Raw genomic sequence first — 17,290 nt, 5'->3', positions numbered from 1 at the left:
AACAAGCCTCAATCCTTCAGACGACGCAGCCCTGCATCTACCATCGAGCTAATCAGTTCCTGCAGGCTGGTCTTCGGATGCCAGCCTAGCTTGCTCTGTGCTTTAGCCGGGTTGCCCAACAGGACATCGACTTCAGCAGGACGCATGAACTTCTCGTCGATGACGACATAGTCGCGATAGTTCATACCGACATGGGCGAAAGCAATCTCGCACATGTCGCGAACACTGGTAGTTACTCCAGTAGCGATGACATAGTCGTCAGCCTGATCTTGCTGCAGCATCAACCACATCGCCTCAACGTAATCGCCCGCGAAACCCCAGTCGCGCTTCGCATCGATATTGCCTAGACGCAACTCCTTCTGTTTGCCCAACTTGATGCTCGCCACCGCGTCAGTCACCTTGCGGGTAACGAACTCGATGCCGCGTAGCGGCGATTCGTGATTGAACAGAATGCCGCTGGAAGCATGCATCCCATGGCTTTCACGGTAGTTGACCGTAGCCCAGTGCCCCATCAGCTTGGCAACACCGTAAGGACTGCGAGGATAAAACGGCGTTTTCTCGTCCTGCTTCTCAGCCTGGATCAAGCCGAACATCTCGCTGGTCGAGGCCTGGTAGAAGCGCGCGTCGGGGTTGGTGATGCGCACAGCCTCGAGAACATTGAACACACCCACACCATCGACCTGTGCGGTCAGGATCGGCTGCTGCCAGGAACTGCCCACAAAGCTCTGCGCACCAAGGTTATAGACCTCTCGCGCTTGCGAAATCTGCATCGCACGAATCAATGAAGCGAGATCCGAGATATCACCATCGATCAACTTGACCTGTTGCTCAACACCAAGCTCACGCAGGCGCCAAAGCGTGTCACTGCTACGGCGCGCAAGGATGCCATACACCTCGTATCCCTTCTCAAGAAGCAGCTTGGAAAGGTATGCACCGTCCTGGCCGGTGATGCCGGTAATCAACGCGGATTTTTTGCTCATTTGTTTCTCACTGATGTCAGGATGTCGTTCAAGGTCTGATCAAATTCAATCTTCGGACGCCAACCCGTATCCAGGGTTGTCTGCGTTGCATCAGCCACCATCCGCCTCTGATCGGATGGTCGCAGTCGAGCCGGATCGACACGCACTTCAGCCGCGGTGCCCGCCAGGCTCTGCATGTGCTGCAGGACTTGGGCGACAGTGCGCTCCACGCCTGACCCGACTAGATAGCGACGCTGCGGGCGACCGGACGCGAGAATCGCGGCATAGGCGGCGACTACATCACGCACATCGGTGAAATCACGAGTTGCCTCGATGTCGCCCACGTCGATCACCGGAGACTGCCTTCCTTGCTTGATCGCTACGACCTGGTGGGCCAACGAGGATACAACGAAGTCGGCGCTCTGACCCGGACCAATGTGGTTAAACGGGCGCGCGATCAACACATCGCGACCAGTGCGCCTGCCCCACTGCAGGCAAAGCTCCTCGGCGGCGAGCTTGCTGGATGCGTAAGGATTGCCGGGACATGGAACAGTCACATGGTCGACAGGCAGCGAATCGAGAGCCACGCGACCATAGACGTCGCCGGAGCTTACATAGAGAAAACGCCCCTTGAAGCCGCTGGCCGACAATGCCTCAAGGAGGTTCAGCGTCCCGATGACATTGATCTCGTACGTCTCCTTCGGCTGGGCGATGGCCCGAGGCACAAAACTCTGCGCCGCCAGATGGATGACATCGGTCGGTCCGGATTCGGAAACGAAAGCGGCAACCGCCAGCTCGTCGCGCAGGTCCTTGCCGCTTGGCCATGCGATCGGCTGCACTTCACTCCCGAAGTCACCTGCCTTAACAGCAGCCAGCAGGTGCCCCCCCACGAAGCCGCTAGCTCCGGTGACGAGGAGGCGCGACGTCATGGCTGCGACACCGATTTGCGGGCGATCACCGCATAGTCCAATGCCTCATGATACGGCTTGACCAACGCATTGATGGTTGCCGCGCCAGGCACGTCGGGTGCGACATAAGGTATGTCGGACGGCTGGCGAGCCTCGAACAGTGCCTGAATATCAGACTGCACGAATCCGCGCGCGCTGACCATCCACCGCAACATCTGCGGCGGCAACGGGTTCCGATGCGTGGGATCCATGTAAAACGTTAACTGCGCCACCCGCACATTTTCCGGATTGGGAGTTTCGAGAATGAGCCCACCCCCAGGCACCAGAACGCGATGCGCTTGGTCGATCAATTCGATAAGCGAGCCGAAGCTCAAGTGCTCGGCGAGGTGGAACAGCGAGACCACGCCAATCGAGGCGTCAGGCAGCGATTTCAGCTTGACCAGCACATCGCCGAACTCGACCTCCAACTCCTTGCGCAGGCACTCGCGCACGAACAGCATGTTCAGGTCGACGCCAGAGGCCCGGAGCCCCGCTTCACGCAGCAGCTCCAACCACTCTCCACGACCACAGCCCAGATCCAGAACCGGCGCACTTGGAGTGCCTGCGCCCACATCACGAATGAACTTCAGGTACGGCTCCAGGCGGACGCGGATCTGCTCCTGCGGGCCGCGGAACTGATCTTCGAAGTCTGCATAGAGCGCATCCAGGTGCGATTCGACTGCGGATGTTCGCGCCACGCTCTCGCTTTCCCCTGCGGACACAGCAGGCGCCACGACGGCGGGTACGATGGGAACCTGCAGCAACTCCACTTGCCTCGCCTGCAGTTCGGCAAGCTGCTCGGCCATCACCTCGATCTGCTTTGCCAGCGCATCTACCTCTTCTCGCACAGGCAAAGACACAATGCTGCGAGCCTGCGTCTCGAGCTGCTGAGCCTGATCGGCCACCGCGCGCGCCAACAAGCTTTGCGCGTGCTGCAAATCACCGCTCACCGCCCCAATGTGGGTCTCCAATACCCGGCTGTTGCGATGTAGACGTGCTGCGGCATGTGCCCAGTGAAGGAATCTGCCAAGGACAGGAGTTCGTCGCCAACGATGTAGCTTGAACGTGAGCAGCAAGCCATCGATATGTACGCCCCGCGCCTTGCCCTCGTCCGACCAGCGAATCTCTCCGAGCACTTCGATCTTTGTCATGCCACCAGTGCGCAGCGCGCTCAGATGCGTCATCGCGCTGTCATCTGGCTCTCGAAGAAGCACAGCCCGATATACATTGACGATGAAGGCAACATCGTCGTACCCGAGGAAGTCGGCAACCACATACTCCGCCTTCACCGGAAAATCCTGCGTTGGGGGAGGTGCAACGAAGTTCGATGACGAGATGCGAATGTCCGTTATCGAGGAAGAAACCCCCGGGGACACATTCAGGTCGTCGGCACCGAGGCGCATGCGAACCCTCCGCATTACCTCTGTGGCCGACAGCAGGGTTTCCTGTTTGGCTCCCATTTTATTTTTCTCTTGGCTATTATGCTTGGAAGGAATGGCACGGACTCGTCAACATTGACGCACCTAACCGCCACTTATCGAAATCTGCGGCGGCAACCAACTGGTTCCCACGAAGTATTGCTTATCCAGATTGGCTACCGAAAACACAAGCGCCATGTCGCGCCATTGGTAATTCTTTCCGAGATGGTCTCGCGTGTCGCTGAGCGAGATGGAAACCGAGTAGGTTCCAGGGCCAAGTTCGGCCTGGAAGTCAACATCGAATATCAGCTCGCGACCAACGGGCACTTTCTCCAGTATCTGTTCCGTATGGAAAGTATTGGTACCGAAGATCGCTTGACCGAGACGGTCGCGAATCATGTATCCGAATACAAGCCTATCCAACGCCTTCCGTGCCCTGACGCCGACACGCAACCGGACAGGCTCGCCCACTGCCACATATTCAGTGGGCTTGCCATGCGCGTCGAGTAGAGCAACCGACTCAATGACCGCCTCCCCCGTACCCGACTCGACCGCTGTTCCGCCGTCTTCTCGCGCAGTCAAGTTGATCGTCCCCTGCTCTTTCTGCGCTATCAAGGCATTGTAGTAATCCATGACCTGCTTTGGCTCGCCATCCATGATCATGGTACCTCCATCCAGCAGAATCGCCCGATCACAGAGCACCTGCACAGCCGTCGGATCGTGAGACACAAACAAAAGGCTGGTTCCCTCCGCCTGGAAGGTCTTTATCCGATCAAAGCACTTGTGAACGAAATAGGCATCGCCAACCGACAGCGCCTCGTCCACGATCAGCAGATCCGGCCGGAACGCCGTGGCCACACTGAAGGCGACACGCATCTGCATGCCGCTGGAATAAGTACGCACAGGCGCATCGAAGTACTCGCCGATTTCCGCAAACGCCTCTATGTCACCGATCGCCTTGGCGATATCCCCTTGCGCATGTCCCATCAGGCCAGCCGCATGAAAGACGTTCTGACGACCGGTCAGATCAGGATTGAAACCCATGCCGAGCTCCAGGATCGCAGCGACCTTTCCGCCCTGGATCACGTGCCCGCAGCTAGGCTGGGACGTTCCCGTGATCATTTTGAGCAGGGTGCTCTTTCCTGCGCCATTCTGCCCGACGATTCCGACACTTTCGCCGCGCCCTACTGCAAAGGAGATGTTGCGCAGTACCCAATGCTGCTCGGCCGGCTTGAAAGGCAAACCAAACCAGGAAAGGACGCGCATCCACTCGCTACGCCACGTGGAATAGGACTTGCCAACGTCTTTGACACTCAACAGGGCGTTCATAGAGCATCGACCATTTCAGCGCTGGACTTGCGGAACATGATCAGTGCGGCAACGGCCAGGATCACGGTAACAACCATCAATGATCCGAGCTGATGCCAGGCAGGCGGCTTATTGTAGACCAGCACATTCTGGTAACTGCTGACGAGCGCATACAAAGGATTGTAGGAGAACCATGACTGCAAATTCGGCGGAAGTGTATTGAGGTTGTAAACGACAGGCGTCAACCAAAACAGTGCATTGAGCACCACGGGAATGATCTGCCCCAGGTCGCGCATAAAGACGTTAATCACACCGAGGAGCGTGCCAAGACTGACCGAGAGCGCCAGGGTCATAAGAATCAGTAACGGAAGCCACATCGCATTGCTGTCCGGGTAATGCCCGAGCGCAGCAAATACGCCGAAGATCGCACAGGCCAACAGAAGATTGGTCACCAACATCGTGCCGGCCGCGATGATAGGCAGGCACAATCGTGGAAACGCCATTTTCTTCATCAGGTTGCCATTGTCGATGAACAAGTTCACGCAACGGCTCAGCGTCTCGGAAAACAAGGCCCAGAAAAGCATGCCTGCCATGAGATAGAGCGCATAGGCATATTTGTTGTCCACCCCGGGGAGCTTGGCCGAAAGCACTTCCGAGAGGATGAGGGCGAAGATGAGCACCTGCGCCAAGGGATGGATGATCATCCACAAGCCGCCCAGCTTGCTACGCGCAAAACGCGAGCGCAGATCGTTCTTGATCGACGACAGGATGAAATAGCGATACCCCCACAGGGAGCGCATTACGTTAATCACGGCGATACAGCCTCGTTATCCGCCGCAGTGCTGCGGTCGACTTGATGGAATTCAGGTAATTGAGAAAGATACGCCGCGAACAGCTGACCGCTGCCATGAGCAGACATTTCCCTAAGTATCGTTGAACGTCCGGCCGCAGCAACGTTCGCGGCACGCCCGCGGTCTCGCACCACGCTCCGCATTTGCCGCGCCGCATCGGCAGTATCAGGCTCGGCCCAGCTCTGTCCCTCGCCATGCGGGTACTGGCCTTCGAGCACCGGAACCAGACGGTAATCGACTAGAAAGCTGTTGCTTTCATCCATGAAGTCGCAATTTCCGGACCAGCCAGTCGCAATCACCGGCTTGCCCAGGCGCATGGACTCTGCCATCCCCAATCCGAGGCCTTCCGCACGATGAAGAGAAATATAGCAATCGCTCAGTTCATGCATCGCGGCAACATGACTGGCGTCGATCACGCCATCCCGTAGCAGGATGCGCGAATCTTCTCCGATCAAGCCGGCCAACTGGATCAAGAACGCCGGACTGCGCTCGCCGTTGCTCGATTTCAGCAACAGGCGGACGTCATCCTGCACAGCCGGAAACGCCTCGCGAAACGCCTTGATCACGCCCCCTGGATTCTTCCGTTCCAATGAAGAATTGCAGTCAAATGTGCACAGGAACACAAACGCATCATCGGGCAGACCGAGATGAGCGCGGGTCAATGCGCTTGCCGGCGTCGGCAATAACGGGAATGGGATCTTGGTGACAGGCTTGTCTGTGACTGCACGAAACGCTTCAGCAACGAACTCCGTCGCCACGACGATCTCATCCACCTGCTGCACGGCTGCCATCCAGGCATCGGGTACGCGTGGCAATTCCCAGAACCAGCAGCCTATGACGCGACCGGACGGCGGCTTCAGCTTGCGAAATGCCGCCATTGCTGCATCGAAATGGTCCGGATTCACGAACACGACCGTCGTATCGAAAGACGGTTCGGTCATTCCGGCGTACGCCTCCAGACTGCGATCCTGACGGGAATGTGGGATATCGATGTCCGCATCCACGATCGCGATGGGATATCCAACCGACAGCAGAGCGCTGGCGTAAGCGCGTGCACTAACACCAAGCCCGAACTCCCCGCTAATGTAGCCCAAGAGATTTGCGCCCTTGGTGGAGGCGCCCGTTTCCGTTTGCGATGGACGCGCAAGCGCCCCCCTGGCCGCCGCAGGTGGCCATTCAGCGATATTGGAGAAGCGCAAGGATGCAGGCAGCACTGTCTCTCTCTGCCGACGGATGAGACGACGCAGACGAGCAGGCAACAACGCACGATAAGCCACGAGCGCGACTTGGCGCAGGTGGCCAGCGAAAGGAATGCGCTCGCCAGCACTCTTCGGAAGGATCCGATCAGTCATCGGCGCCAGGGCATATGTACGCCCGCCAGGGTGTGTACCTTCTCCATTTCAGTCCAATGCCCTGTCCAAATCCCCACGCAAATCCTCAACATCCTCCACCCCCACGCTCAACCGCACCAGCGCATCGCTGATGCCGAGCTGCTCGCGCCGCGCGACCGGCACCGAAGCATGGGTCATCACCGCAGGATGGTTGACCAGGCTTTCCACGCCGCCCAGCGATTCGGCCAGGGTGAACAGCTTGGTGCGCTCGCAGAAGCGCTTGGCCGCGTCGAAGCCGCCCTTGAGCACGATCGAGACGATGCCGCCGTAGCCGCTCATCTGCCGGCCGGCCAGGGCGTGCTGCGGGTGCGAGGGCAGGCCCGGGTAGATCACCTTCTCCACCGCCGGGTGCGTCTCCAGCCACTGCGCCAGCGCCAGGGCATTGTCGCAGTGCGCACGCATGCGCAGCGGCAGGGTCTTCAGGCCGCGCAGCGCCAGGAAGCTGTCGAACGGGCCCTGCACGCCGCCCACCGAGTTCTGCAGGAAGGCCAGTTGCTCGGCCAGTTCGGCATTGTGGCCGACCACGGCCATGCCGCCGACCATGTCCGAGTGGCCGTTGAGGTACTTGGTCGCCGAATGCACCACGATGTCCGCGCCCAGCGCCAGCGGCCGCTGCAGCAGCGGCGAGGCGAAGGTGTTGTCGACCACCACCAGCAGGCCGTGCTTGCGCGCGATCGCGGCGATCGCCGCGATATCGACGATCTTCAGCATCGGATTGGTCGGGGTCTCGATCCACACCATCTTCGTGGTCGGACGGATCGCGGCCTCGAACGCGGCCGGGTCGGTCAGGTCGACGAAGCCGAACTCCAGCGCGGCGGTGCGCTTGCGCACGCGCTCGAACAGGCGGTAGCTGCCGCCGTACAGGTCGTCCATCGCGATCACGTGGCTGCCGCTGTCCAGCAGCTCGATCACCGTGGCCGTCGCCGCCATGCCCGAGGCGAAGGCGAAGCCGCGGCTGCCGCCTTCCAGGGCCGCCACGCAGCGCTCGTAGGCGAAGCGGGTCGGGTTGTGGGTGCGCGAGTACTCGAAGCCCTGGTGTTCGCCGGGGCTGGACTGGGCGTAGGTGGAGGTCGCGTAGATCGGCGGCATCACCGCGCCGGTGGACGGGTCCGGGTGCTGTCCGCCATGGATGGCCAGGGTCGCCAGCGCCAGCGCGGGGCCGTCGCCATGGGGATTCGACGTGTTGTCCGTCATGTGGGGTTACCGGAAAAGGGGCGTGATTCTAGCAGTGCGGTCTGAACGGCCCCATGCAGCACGGGGCCGTGCCGGGCGCAGGGATTACTGCACCCGGCGGCGCAGGTAGTTGAGCAGGTCGATGCGGGTGATCAGGCCGAGGAAAGCGCCCTCGTTCATCACGATGGCGACCTGGCCGCGATCGAACACCGGCAGCAGGGCCTCGATCGGCGATTTGACGTCCAGCCGGTCGAGCTTGCTGACCATGGCCGTGGCCACGGGGTCGCGGAACCGCGCTTCATCGCCGTATACATGCAACAAGACGTCGCTTTCGTCGACGATGCCCACCAATTGATCGCCTTCCATGACCGGCAGCTGCGACACGTCGTACAGCTTCATGCGCTGGTAGGCAGTGGTCAGCAGGTCCTTGGGGCCGACCACCACCGTGTCGCGCTGGCTGTACGGGCGCAGGATCAGGTCGCGCAGGTCGCCGTGCTGCGGGCGCTCCAGAAAGCCGTTGTCCAGCATCCAGTAGTCGTTGTACATCTTCGACAGGTACTTGTTGCCGGTGTCGCAGACGAACACCAGCACGCGCTTGGGCTCGGTCTGTTCGCGGCAGTACTTCAGCGCCGCCGCCAGCAGGGTGCCGGTGGAGGAGCCGCCGAGGATGCCCTCCTTGGCCAGCAGTTCCCGCGCTGTGTGGAAACTCTCGGCGTCACTGATCGAATAGGCCTTCTTGACCCGGGTGAAATCGGAGATCGCCGGCAGGAAATCCTCGCCGATGCCCTCCACCAGCCAGCTGCCGGACTTCTCGCTGACCGTGCCCTGCTCGATGTATTCGGTCAGGATCGAACCGACCGGGTCGGCCAGCACCAGCTCGGTGTGCGGCGAGGCGGCGGCGAAGGCGCGCGACAGGCCGGTCATGGTGCCGGAGCTGCCGCAGCCGAACACGATCGCGTCCAGCCGGTCGTCCATCTGCCGCAGGATCTCCGGGCCGGTGCCGAACTCGTGCGCGGCGGGGTTGTCGGGGTTGCCGAACTGGTTGATGAAGTAGGCGCCCGGGGTCTCGGCGGCGATGCGCGCGGCCAGGTCCTGGTAATACTCGGGGTGGCCCTTGGCCACGTCGGAGCGGGTCAGCACCACCTCGGCGCCCATCGCCTTGAGGTTGAAGATCTTCTCCCGGCTCATCTTGTCCGGGACCACCAGGATCAGCTTGTAGCCCTTCTGTTGGGCGACCAGGGCCAGACCGATGCCAGTGTTGCCGGCGGTGCCCTCGACCAGCACCGCGCCGGGCGTGAGGTCGCCGCGGCGCTCGGCCGCCTCGATCATCGACAGGCCGATGCGATCCTTGATCGAGCCGCCGGGATTGGCGCTCTCCAGCTTCAGGTACAGCTCGCACACCCCGGTGTCGAGCTTGCTGGCCTTGACGATAGGGGTGTCGCCGATCAGGTCGAGGACGGAGGAGTGAATGGCCATCGGGTCCGAATGCGTCGCGCCGCGGCAGCGGCTGGACCGGGCATTATCCGCGCTCGGGGGTGGAAAGTCAGAGAATGCGCGCGGCACGGACGAAAAAAGCCGCAATCGCGGCTCTCGGAGGGGGATGACGCGGACGGTGGCAAGCCGACGAGGAGGCCAGCCACCGCCCGCGACAAGGGGGAATGGGACGGTCAGTGCGGCTTCTGCTCGTAAAGGCGCAGCAGCTTTTCCTTGGCGGCGAGCTTTTCGCGCTTCATCTGCGCCAGGGTGACATCGTCGATCGGCAGCACGCCGAGCTCGGCGTCCATGCACTTCTTGTCCAAGGTCTTGTGGCGCTGGTAGAGCTGCTTGAACTCCGGATCGGACTTGATCAACGCGTCGATTTCGGTCTGCGGTTGCCCTTCGAACATAGGAATAGCCTCCTTCAGCTAGAAACAAGAACGCCCCGGCCGCTGCGGCACGGGGCGTTGCCTGGGAGCGGAAGCGCGCGAGCCGCCGGCTGCACCGCCGCAACGCCTGGAACCACGGTTCCTGCGACGTCGGACTGCGGTGCGCGCCACTGCGTCATCGGCTCGGACTCCTCCGTTGGCACCAGGCGGCGGGAGTGCCACCTGGAATACCGACCCTACGCTTCCCTACCGCCGCGGACAAGAGAAGCAAGCCCGCTTTGTCGCATTCAGTTGCTCGGCGCTCAGGCCCAGGGGAAAACCCCGTTAAACGCCGATGCAAAAGGGCACGACAGGCTTAGGGCGCGATCACAACCTCGGCCGAACGGGCCTTGGTCGACGCCCCCTTCTTGCCGACCGCCTGCACCCGGTTGGCGGGCACGCCGCCGCTGACCAGGGCCGCGCGCAGGGCATCGGCGCGCTTCTGCGCCACCCCGGCATCGGTGTCGTAGGCTTCGACCCGCACCTTGCCCTTGCTGATCTGCAGGTACTGGGACAGGGCCTTGGCCTGGTTCGTGGCATCGCCCGACAGCGCCGCCTTGCCGGCGCCGAAGGCCGCGCCGGAGAAGGTGAAGACCTCCCCGCGCGTCTCGAAGCGCGAGGCCGGCAGCTTGGTGCCGGCGACCAGTTCGGCCTCCTCGCGCGCCAGCTTGGCCGACTTCTGCTGCGCGGCGCTGAGCTTGGCGGTCTGCTGCCCGGCGACGCTGGCCAGGGCCGCATCCGCGTCTGCCCGCGCAGCCTGCTCGGCCTCGGCGGCCTGGCGCAGGCTCTCGGCCTCCTCGGCCTGGATCTGCGCCTGCACGCGCAGGCGCTCGGCCTCCTGGCGGGCCCGCGCGGCCTCGCGGCGGCTGGCCTCGATCAGCAGATCGCTGCGGGTCTTCTCCAACTGGTCGACCTGGCGCCGGGCGATTTCGGCGCGGGCCATGGTTTCGGCGATCTCGACCCGGCGCTCGGCCAGGTAGCGCGCCTCGTCGCGCTCCTTGCGCTTGGCGTTGGCGAAGTTGGCCACCGCCTGCTGCGCCTGCAGGCGTTCGTAGGCGGCGACATCGGCGTTGAGCGGATCGGCCTGCAGCGCCACCAGGCGCTGGTTGAGCACGGCCAGTTCCGGGTCGTCGGCCGCCATCGCGCCCAGCGGCGCCAGCAGCAACGCCAGCAGGGCCAGGCGGCGCATTCCGTGCAGCGCGCGGCTCATGGACGGCCCTCCCCGGTGCCCAGGGTCTGTTGCAGTTGGGCCACCTCGGCCTGGCGCTGCTTCAACTGCGCATTGGCCACCGCCTCCTCGCTGCGAGCGCGGGCCAGGTCGGCATCGGCGGCCACGCGCAGCGCCAGCTGCGGCGCGGTCTTGCGCTGGCGGCGGTCGAGCGCGGCCTGCTGCGCCTGTTCCAGGCCCTGGCGGGCGCTGGCCAGCAGGTCCGGCGCGTACTGATCGGCATCGGCCTGGATCGCGCGCTGCACCGCCTGCTGCGCAGACAGCAGTTCCGGCGAGGCCACCTGGGCGAATGCGGCCGGCGCGGCGAACAACGCCAATGCGCAGGCCATCACATACTGCTGACAACGGAAGTGTGCGAAGCTAGTTTTCATCTAGGGGGGCCGTGGACGGAGACGTCGATCACGGCCATTGTCGGAAGCCTGTGGCGCGCTTGCAACGGGCGATTGCGGATCGTTGGGGAACCATTGCGCATGGATATCGGCTATTTCCTGAAGCTGATGACCGAAAAGAACGCCTCGGACATGTTCCTGACCACAGGAGCACCGGTCTATATCAAGATCGAAGGCAAGCTGTACCCGCTCGGCGCCACCGGCCTGCCGCCGGGCATGGTCAAGAAGATCGCCTACTCGCTGATGGACGAAGGCCAGGTGCCGCAGTTCGAGCGGGAGCTGGAATTGAACATGGCCATCGCCCTGCAGGACGCCGGGCGCTTCCGCGTCAACGTGTTCAAGCAGCGCGGCGAGGTCGGCATGGTGATCCGCGCGATCCGCAGCAAGATCCCCAGCATCGAGGAGCTGCACCTGCCGCAGGTGCTCAAGGACGTGATCATGACCCCGCGCGGGCTGGTCCTGGTGGTCGGCTCGACCGGCTCGGGCAAGTCCACCTCGCTGGCCTCGATGATCGACTACCGCAACAGCACCACCACCGGGCACATCCTCACCATCGAGGACCCGATCGAATACCTGCACAAGCACAAGATGTCCATCGTCAACCAGCGCGAGGTCGGGCTGGACACCCACGCCTTCCACAACGCACTGAAGAACGCGATGCGCGAGGCGCCGGACGTGATCCTGATCGGCGAGATCCTGGACGCGGAGACCATGGAGGCGGCCATCGCCTTCGCCGAGACCGGGCACCTGTGCCTGGCCACCCTGCACTCCAACAACGCCGACCAGACCATCGAGCGCATCCTCAACTTCTTCCCCGAGAGCGCGCACAAGAACGTGCTGATGAACCTGTCGCTGAACCTGCGCGCGGTGATCTCGCAGCGCCTGGTCAAGGACAGCAGCGGCCGCCGCCGGCCGGCCTCGGAAGTGCTGTTGAACACGCCGATGATCCGCGACCTGCTGCGCCGCGGCCAGGTCCACGAGATCAAGCAGGCGATGGAGGAATCGCTGGAGGAAGGCATGGAGACCTTCGACCAGTGCCTGTTCCGCATGGTCAAGCAGGGCCAGATCGAGCAGGAGGAAGCGCTGCGCGCGGCCGACTCGCGCGACGGCCTGGCCTTGAAGTTCCGCCTGTCCGAAGGCGGCAGCGGCGAACACGATCCCTACGCCGACTACGACAGCGGCCCCAGCGCCGCGCCGCGCATCACCCACGGCTTCGTCTGAGGCGTCGCCACTTCCTCGTAGGAGCGGCTTCAGCCGCGACCGGGCGTTCGCAGACGCCTGGTCGCGCTGGCCCCGCGGCGACGGCGGCAACGGCGGCAACGGCGGACCAGGGTCCACCAGCGGTCACCGCGCGGTCGCCCTTCCCGGGGCAAACGCCACCTCCACGCAACTGCGCGTCGGGACTGAAGTCCCTCCCACAGTGCACCCAGCGCGTTCGCCGCAAGCCCCTGTGGGAGCGACTTCAGTCGCGACGCGCGAAGGACGGAGCGTCAGGCACTGCAGTCCTTTCCACATTCTCATGCTTACCGATGCGGCAGGGATGGCGGCAGCGTTGGCCGATCGGGCATTACCGGCACGCCGGTCGCGGCTGAAGCCGCTCCTACGACGATACTCCCGACTTACTGCGCGTCGGGCTGGTTTTCCGGGCGCGCCGCGTCGAAGGCCGGCAGCGCCAGGCAGGCGCGCTCGATCCGCTCCAGGGTCGGGTAGACCTGCAGGTCCACGCCGAAGCGGCGCGCGTTGTACAGCTGCGGCACCAGGCAGCAGTCGGCCAGGCCCGGCTGCTCGCCATGGCAGAAACTGCCGGTGTCCGGCGATTCGGCCAGCAGTTGCTCCAGCGCATCGAAGCCGACCTGCATCCAGTGCCGCATCCACTCCTCGCGCTCGGGCTGCGGCACGTTCCAGGCGCTCTCGAAGAACTGCGCCACGCGCAGGTTGTTGAGCGGGTGGATGTCGCAGGCGATCAGTTGCGCCAGGCCACGCACGCGGGCGCGATCGATCGGCGCGTCCGGCAGCAGCGGCGGCTCCGGCCAGCGCTCGTCCAGGTACTCCAGGATCGCCAGCGACTGGCGGATCGGCTGGCCGTCGTGGCACAGGGTCGGCACCAGCTCCTGCGGGTTCAAGCGTGCATATTCCGGCGAATGCTGCTGCCCGCCATCGCGCACCAGATGCACCGGCAGCGACTGGTAGGCCAGGCGCTTGAGCTCCAGCCCGATGCGCACCCGGTACGCGGCACTGGAGCGCCAGTAGGTATAAAGCTGCAGTGCCTCGTCCATGCCCGCCTCCGTCTGCGCAATCGACAACGATACCGGTGGACACCTGGGCCGCGGCGCCGCCGGTCGCCCCGGCACCGCCGCCGGCCGGGTCAGGGCAGCGGCGCCTGCTCGATGCGCTGCTCGATCGCGCCGAAGATGCTCACTCCGTCACGGTCCAGCATTTCGATCCGCACCACGTCGCCGAAGGACATGTACGGCGTGCTCGGCTTGCCGTCGCGCAGGGTCTCCACGGTGCGCTGCTCGGCGAAGCAGGAGGCGCCGCGCGTGGTGTCCTGGTTGGCGATGGTGCCCGAGCCGACCACCGCGCCGGCCGCCAGCGGCCGGGTCTTGGCCGCGTGCGCGACCAGCTGCGCGAAATCGAACTGCATGTCCTCGCCGGCTTCCGGCGCGCCGAACCAGGCGCCGTTGATGTGGGTCAGCAGCGGCAGGTGCACCTTGTTGCCCTGCCAGGCATCGCCCAGTTCGTCGGGAGTGACGAACACCGGCGACAGCGCCGAACGCGGCTTGGACTGCACGAAGCCGAAGCCCTTGGCCAGTTCCGGCGGAATCAGGTTGCGCAGCGACACGTCGTTGACCAGGCCGATCAGTTGGATGTGCGCGGCGGCCTGCGCCGGGCTGACCGCCATCGGCACGTCGTCAGTGACCACCACGATCTCGGCCTCCAGGTCGATGCCGTAATCCTCGCTGACCACCTTGACCGCGTCGCGCGGGCCGTAGAAGCCGGCGCTGACCGCCTGGTACATCAGCGGATCGGTGTAGAAGCTCTCCGGCACCTCGGCGCCGCGCGCGCGGCGCACGCGTTCGACGTGCGGCAGGTAGGCGCTGCCGTCGAGGAATTCGTAGGCGCGCGGCAGCGGCGCCGCCAGCGCCGCCATGTCCAGGTCGAACTGGCCGTCGGCGCTGCCGTCGTTGAGCGACTCGGACAAGGCGTTCAGGCGCGGGGCGAGGTTGCTCCAGTCCTCCAGCGCGCGCTGCAGGGTCGGCGCGATGCCGGTGGCGCGCACCGCGCGGGTCAGATCGCGGGACACGACGATCAGGGTGCCGTCGCGACCGCCTTCCTTCAGGGAACCTAGCTTCATGTCCGTCCAGTGCTGGGGGCTGAGCCGGCGATTGTACGGCCAGACGCCGGCTTGGTTTCAACTGAAACGGACCCGCATTTTGTGCAGCGCGCCAATTCAGGTACACTGACCCGGTCTGCATGCGGCCGTCCGTTTCCCTCAGGGATCGCCGGCGAGGCCAGGATCGCAACGATCCGACTCGCCCGCCCCGCCCGACGCCTTTCGTGGTGCCGACGAACCCCAGCCTCGCGCTGCGGGTTGATCCACCCTCTCGCAGCGCGGTTCACGGGAACGCTCCGAGCCTCACCTACTTGCGCCTGCGCGCCGGGTCCGTCCCGGCGTCGGCGCGTTATCCGGAGCATTCTCATGTCGTTCGAATCCCTGGGCCTTGCGCCCTTCCTGCTGCGCGCGTTGGCCGAGCAGGGCTACGAAACCCCCACCCCGATCCAGGCGCAGGCCATTCCCGTCGCCCTGGAAGGCCATGACCTGATGGCCGGCGCGCAGACCGGCACCGGCAAGACCGCCGCGTTCGGCCTGCCGCTGCTGCAGCACCTGGGCACCTCGCCGCAGCCGGTGGGCACCGGCCCGCGCAAGCCGCGCGCGCTGATCCTGACCCCGACCCGCGAACTGGCCACCCAGGTCCACGACAGCCTGCGCGGCTACAGCAAGTACCTGCGCATTCCCAGCACCACCATCTACGGCGGCGTGGGCATGGGCAACCAGCTCGACGCGCTGCGTCGCGGCGTGGACCTGCTGATCGCCTGCCCGGGCCGCCTGCTCGACCACCTCGAGCGTCGCAGCGTGGACCTGTCGGGCATCGAGATCCTGGTGCTGGACGAAGCCGACCGCATGCTCGACATGGGCTTCCTGCCCTCGATCAAGCGCATCCTCGCCAAGCTGCCCAAGCAGAACCGGCAGACCCTGCTGTTCTCGGCCACCTTCGAGGACGGCATCAAGCAGTTGGCCCGCGAGTTCATGCACGATCCGCAGGAAATCCAGGCCACTCCGAGCAACACCGTGGCCGACACCATCACCCACCGCGTGCACCCGGTGGACGGTGCGCGCAAGCGCGAACTGCTGCTGCACCTGCTGGCCGCCGACTCGCGCAAGCAGACCCTGGTGTTCGCCCGCACCAAGCATGGCGCCGACAAGCTGACCACCTTCCTGGACAAGTCCGGGCTGAAGACCGCCGCGATCCATGGCAACAAGAGCCAGGGCCAGCGCCTGCGTGCGCTGAGCGACTTCAAGGCCGGCCGGATCACCGTGCTGGTGGCCACCGACATCGCGGCGCGCGGCATCGACATCGACCAGTTGCCCAAGGTCATCAACTACGACCTGCCGATGGTCGCCGAGGACTACGTGCACCGCATCGGCCGCACCGGCCGCAACGGTTCGACCGGTGAGGCGATCTCGCTGGTGGCGCAGGACGAGGCCAAGCTGCTGCGCGCGATCGCACGCATGCTCAAGCGCGAGATGGACATCCGCGACGTGCCGGGCTTCGAGCCGGTCACGCCGATCCGCTGGGGCAACAACAACCCGCCGGACGAGCGTCCGGGCGGCCAGCGTCCGCCGCGCCGCGGCAGCCATGCCCGCCGCGGCCACGGCGATGCGCCGGCGCATGCGCATGCCCACGCCGGCAGCAAGAAGCCCGGCGGCCACCACGCCGACGGCGCCCGCCGCCAGGGTCAGGGCCGCCGCCAGGGCAACGGCGGCGGCAACCGCCCCGCCGCGCCGCGCTGAGCCTTCCGCGGCCGCGCCCTCCGCACGCACCCAGGCCGCCCTTCGGGGCGGCCTTTTTATTCCGCTTCACCTGGCAGCGCGCAGATCGCCCGCCCTGCAGCATGACGCCACCGCCGTCGTTGCGCGCGCCCAGCATCGCGCCATGCCGCCCCACCCCGACCGTAGAATGCCTCCCATGGATATCTTCAAAGTCTTCACCCTCGAAGCCGCGCACCGCCTGCCCAACGTGCCGCCGGGCCACAAGTGCGCGCGCCTGCACGGCCATTCGTTCCGCATCGAGCTGCACGTCAGCGGCGAACCCGGCGCCGAGAGCGGCTGGGTCATGGATTTCGGCGACATCAAGGCGGCGTTCCGCCCGCTCTACGACCAGCTCGACCACCACTACCTCAACGACATCGACGGGCTGGACAACCCCACCAGCGAGCGCCTGGCGATGTGGATCTGGGAACGGCTCAAGCCGGCGCTGCCGCTGCTGAGCGAGGTGGTGGTGCACGAGACCTGCACGTCCGGCTGCCGCTATCGCGGTCCGGGCTGAGCAAGGCTGGGATTGGGGAATGGGGACTAGGGAATCGCAAGGACGGCACCGCGCCGGCTGAGGGTTTTCGATGCCGCCCGCCTTGCGTTCGTCGTCGCGCGCATCTGGCGCTT

Annotated in this window: 16 protein-coding genes; 3 read left to right on the top strand and 13 right to left on the bottom strand. The window is 64.5% G+C overall.

Annotated elements, in window-relative coordinates:
* Positions 1-8: 8 nt before the first annotated feature.
* From Q7W82_RS05955 to Q7W82_RS05905, 11 genes are all read right to left on the bottom strand, one after another.
* On the bottom strand, positions 9-980 hold the full coding sequence (locus Q7W82_RS05955; protein WP_242159715.1) for a GDP-mannose 4,6-dehydratase: 972 nt from the start codon (positions 978-980) through the stop codon (positions 9-11).
* On the bottom strand, positions 977-1,888 hold the full coding sequence (locus Q7W82_RS05950; protein ID WP_242159714.1) for a GDP-mannose 4,6-dehydratase: 912 nt from the start codon (positions 1,886-1,888) through the stop codon (positions 977-979). Before Q7W82_RS05950 ends, Q7W82_RS05955 begins: the two co-directional genes overlap by 4 nt.
* A complete protein-coding gene (locus Q7W82_RS05945; RefSeq protein ID WP_353949511.1) occupies positions 1,885-3,309 on the bottom strand; it encodes a methyltransferase domain-containing protein in 1,425 nt (474 codons plus the stop codon). Before Q7W82_RS05945 ends, Q7W82_RS05950 begins: the two co-directional genes overlap by 4 nt.
* Before the next feature lie 120 nt (positions 3,310-3,429).
* On the bottom strand, positions 3,430-4,653 hold the full coding sequence (locus Q7W82_RS05940) for an ABC transporter ATP-binding protein (protein WP_242159712.1): 1,224 nt from the start codon (positions 4,651-4,653) through the stop codon (positions 3,430-3,432).
* On the bottom strand, positions 4,650-5,432 hold the full coding sequence (locus tag Q7W82_RS05935; protein ID WP_242159711.1) for an ABC transporter permease: 783 nt from the start codon (positions 5,430-5,432) through the stop codon (positions 4,650-4,652). The genes Q7W82_RS05940 and Q7W82_RS05935 overlap by 4 nt, the downstream gene beginning before the upstream one ends.
* 8 nt (positions 5,433-5,440) lie before the next feature.
* Complete coding sequence (locus tag Q7W82_RS05930; RefSeq protein ID WP_242159710.1) at positions 5,441-6,835, bottom strand: glycosyltransferase family 4 protein; 1,395 nt, start codon at positions 6,833-6,835, stop codon at positions 5,441-5,443.
* 48 nt (positions 6,836-6,883) lie between these two features.
* Complete coding sequence (locus Q7W82_RS05925; protein ID WP_242159709.1) at positions 6,884-8,068, bottom strand: cystathionine gamma-synthase; 1,185 nt, start codon at positions 8,066-8,068, stop codon at positions 6,884-6,886.
* An 84-nt stretch (positions 8,069-8,152) separates the two neighbouring features.
* On the bottom strand, positions 8,153-9,523 hold the full coding sequence (locus Q7W82_RS05920) for a pyridoxal-phosphate dependent enzyme (protein ID WP_242159708.1): 1,371 nt from the start codon (positions 9,521-9,523) through the stop codon (positions 8,153-8,155).
* A gap of 191 nt (positions 9,524-9,714) precedes the next feature.
* Entirely contained in the window at positions 9,715-9,933 is a 219-nt protein-coding gene (locus Q7W82_RS05915; RefSeq protein ID WP_010340228.1) for a YdcH family protein, read from the bottom strand.
* Positions 9,934-10,267: 334 nt separating this feature from the next.
* Complete coding sequence (locus tag Q7W82_RS05910; RefSeq protein ID WP_242159754.1) at positions 10,268-11,140, bottom strand: hypothetical protein; 873 nt, start codon at positions 11,138-11,140, stop codon at positions 10,268-10,270.
* Positions 11,141-11,157: 17 nt separating this feature from the next.
* A complete protein-coding gene (locus Q7W82_RS05905; protein ID WP_048491628.1) occupies positions 11,158-11,550 on the bottom strand; it encodes a DUF4398 domain-containing protein in 393 nt (130 codons plus the stop codon).
* 99 nt (positions 11,551-11,649) lie between these two features.
* Between Q7W82_RS05905 and Q7W82_RS05900 the strand changes: the two genes are divergently transcribed.
* Positions 11,650-12,789: a PilT/PilU family type 4a pilus ATPase gene (locus Q7W82_RS05900; RefSeq protein WP_017907532.1), complete on the top strand. Its 1,140-nt coding sequence runs from the start codon at positions 11,650-11,652 to the stop codon at positions 12,787-12,789.
* Between the two features lie 398 nt (positions 12,790-13,187).
* Here Q7W82_RS05900 and maiA read toward each other — a convergent pair whose 3' ends face one another.
* Together maiA and Q7W82_RS05890 are read right to left on the bottom strand one after the other, a co-directional pair.
* Positions 13,188-13,844, bottom strand: a complete 657-nt coding sequence (gene maiA, locus Q7W82_RS05895) for a maleylacetoacetate isomerase (protein ID WP_242159707.1) — start codon at positions 13,842-13,844, stop codon at positions 13,188-13,190.
* Between the two features lie 89 nt (positions 13,845-13,933).
* A complete protein-coding gene (locus Q7W82_RS05890) occupies positions 13,934-14,923 on the bottom strand; it encodes a fumarylacetoacetate hydrolase family protein (RefSeq protein WP_242159706.1) in 990 nt (329 codons plus the stop codon).
* Positions 14,924-15,268: 345 nt separating this feature from the next.
* Between Q7W82_RS05890 and Q7W82_RS05885 the strand changes: the two genes are divergently transcribed.
* Positions 15,269-16,642 (top strand): DEAD/DEAH box helicase, encoded by a 1,374-nt coding sequence (locus Q7W82_RS05885; RefSeq protein ID WP_242159705.1) that lies wholly within the window; start codon positions 15,269-15,271, stop codon positions 16,640-16,642.
* Positions 16,643-16,817: 175 nt separating this feature from the next.
* Positions 16,818-17,177: a 6-carboxytetrahydropterin synthase QueD gene (queD, locus tag Q7W82_RS05880; protein ID WP_010343828.1), complete on the top strand. Its 360-nt coding sequence runs from the start codon at positions 16,818-16,820 to the stop codon at positions 17,175-17,177.
* Positions 17,178-17,290 lie beyond the last annotated feature (113 nt).

Source organism: Xanthomonas indica, assembly GCF_040529045.1.
Classification (GTDB): Bacteria; Pseudomonadota; Gammaproteobacteria; order Xanthomonadales; family Xanthomonadaceae; genus Xanthomonas_A; species Xanthomonas_A indica.
Note: the sequence above shows the minus strand (reverse complement) of the source record. Positions and strands in the feature narration are given on the sequence as shown.

Excerpts from the sequence above, each read along its gene's own strand:
- Q7W82_RS05955 (WP_242159715.1), bottom strand. The coding sequence starts at position 980 with ATGAGCAAAAAATCCGCGTTGATTACCGGCATCACCGGCCAGGACGGT.
- Q7W82_RS05950 (WP_242159714.1), bottom strand. The coding sequence starts at position 1,888 with ATGACGTCGCGCCTCCTCGTCACCGGAGCTAGCGGCTTCGTGGGGGGG.
- Q7W82_RS05945 (WP_353949511.1), bottom strand. The coding sequence starts at position 3,309 with ATGCGCCTCGGTGCCGACGACCTGAATGTGTCCCCGGGGGTTTCTTCC.
- Q7W82_RS05940 (WP_242159712.1), bottom strand. The coding sequence starts at position 4,653 with ATGAACGCCCTGTTGAGTGTCAAAGACGTTGGCAAGTCCTATTCCACG.
- Q7W82_RS05935 (WP_242159711.1), bottom strand. The coding sequence starts at position 5,432 with ATGCGCTCCCTGTGGGGGTATCGCTATTTCATCCTGTCGTCGATCAAG.
- Q7W82_RS05930 (WP_242159710.1), bottom strand. The coding sequence starts at position 6,835 with ATGACTGATCGGATCCTTCCGAAGAGTGCTGGCGAGCGCATTCCTTTC.
- Q7W82_RS05925 (WP_242159709.1), bottom strand. The coding sequence starts at position 8,068 with ATGACGGACAACACGTCGAATCCCCATGGCGACGGCCCCGCGCTGGCG.
- Q7W82_RS05920 (WP_242159708.1), bottom strand. The coding sequence starts at position 9,523 with ATGGCCATTCACTCCTCCGTCCTCGACCTGATCGGCGACACCCCTATC.
- Q7W82_RS05915 (WP_010340228.1), bottom strand. The coding sequence starts at position 9,933 with ATGTTCGAAGGGCAACCGCAGACCGAAATCGACGCGTTGATCAAGTCC.
- Q7W82_RS05910 (WP_242159754.1), bottom strand. The coding sequence starts at position 11,140 with ATGCGCCGCCTGGCCCTGCTGGCGTTGCTGCTGGCGCCGCTGGGCGCG.
- Q7W82_RS05905 (WP_048491628.1), bottom strand. The coding sequence starts at position 11,550 with ATGAAAACTAGCTTCGCACACTTCCGTTGTCAGCAGTATGTGATGGCC.
- Q7W82_RS05900 (WP_017907532.1), top strand. The coding sequence starts at position 11,650 with ATGGATATCGGCTATTTCCTGAAGCTGATGACCGAAAAGAACGCCTCG.
- maiA (WP_242159707.1), bottom strand. The coding sequence starts at position 13,844 with ATGGACGAGGCACTGCAGCTTTATACCTACTGGCGCTCCAGTGCCGCG.
- Q7W82_RS05890 (WP_242159706.1), bottom strand. The coding sequence starts at position 14,923 with ATGAAGCTAGGTTCCCTGAAGGAAGGCGGTCGCGACGGCACCCTGATC.
- Q7W82_RS05885 (WP_242159705.1), top strand. The coding sequence starts at position 15,269 with ATGTCGTTCGAATCCCTGGGCCTTGCGCCCTTCCTGCTGCGCGCGTTG.
- queD (WP_010343828.1), top strand. The coding sequence starts at position 16,818 with ATGGATATCTTCAAAGTCTTCACCCTCGAAGCCGCGCACCGCCTGCCC.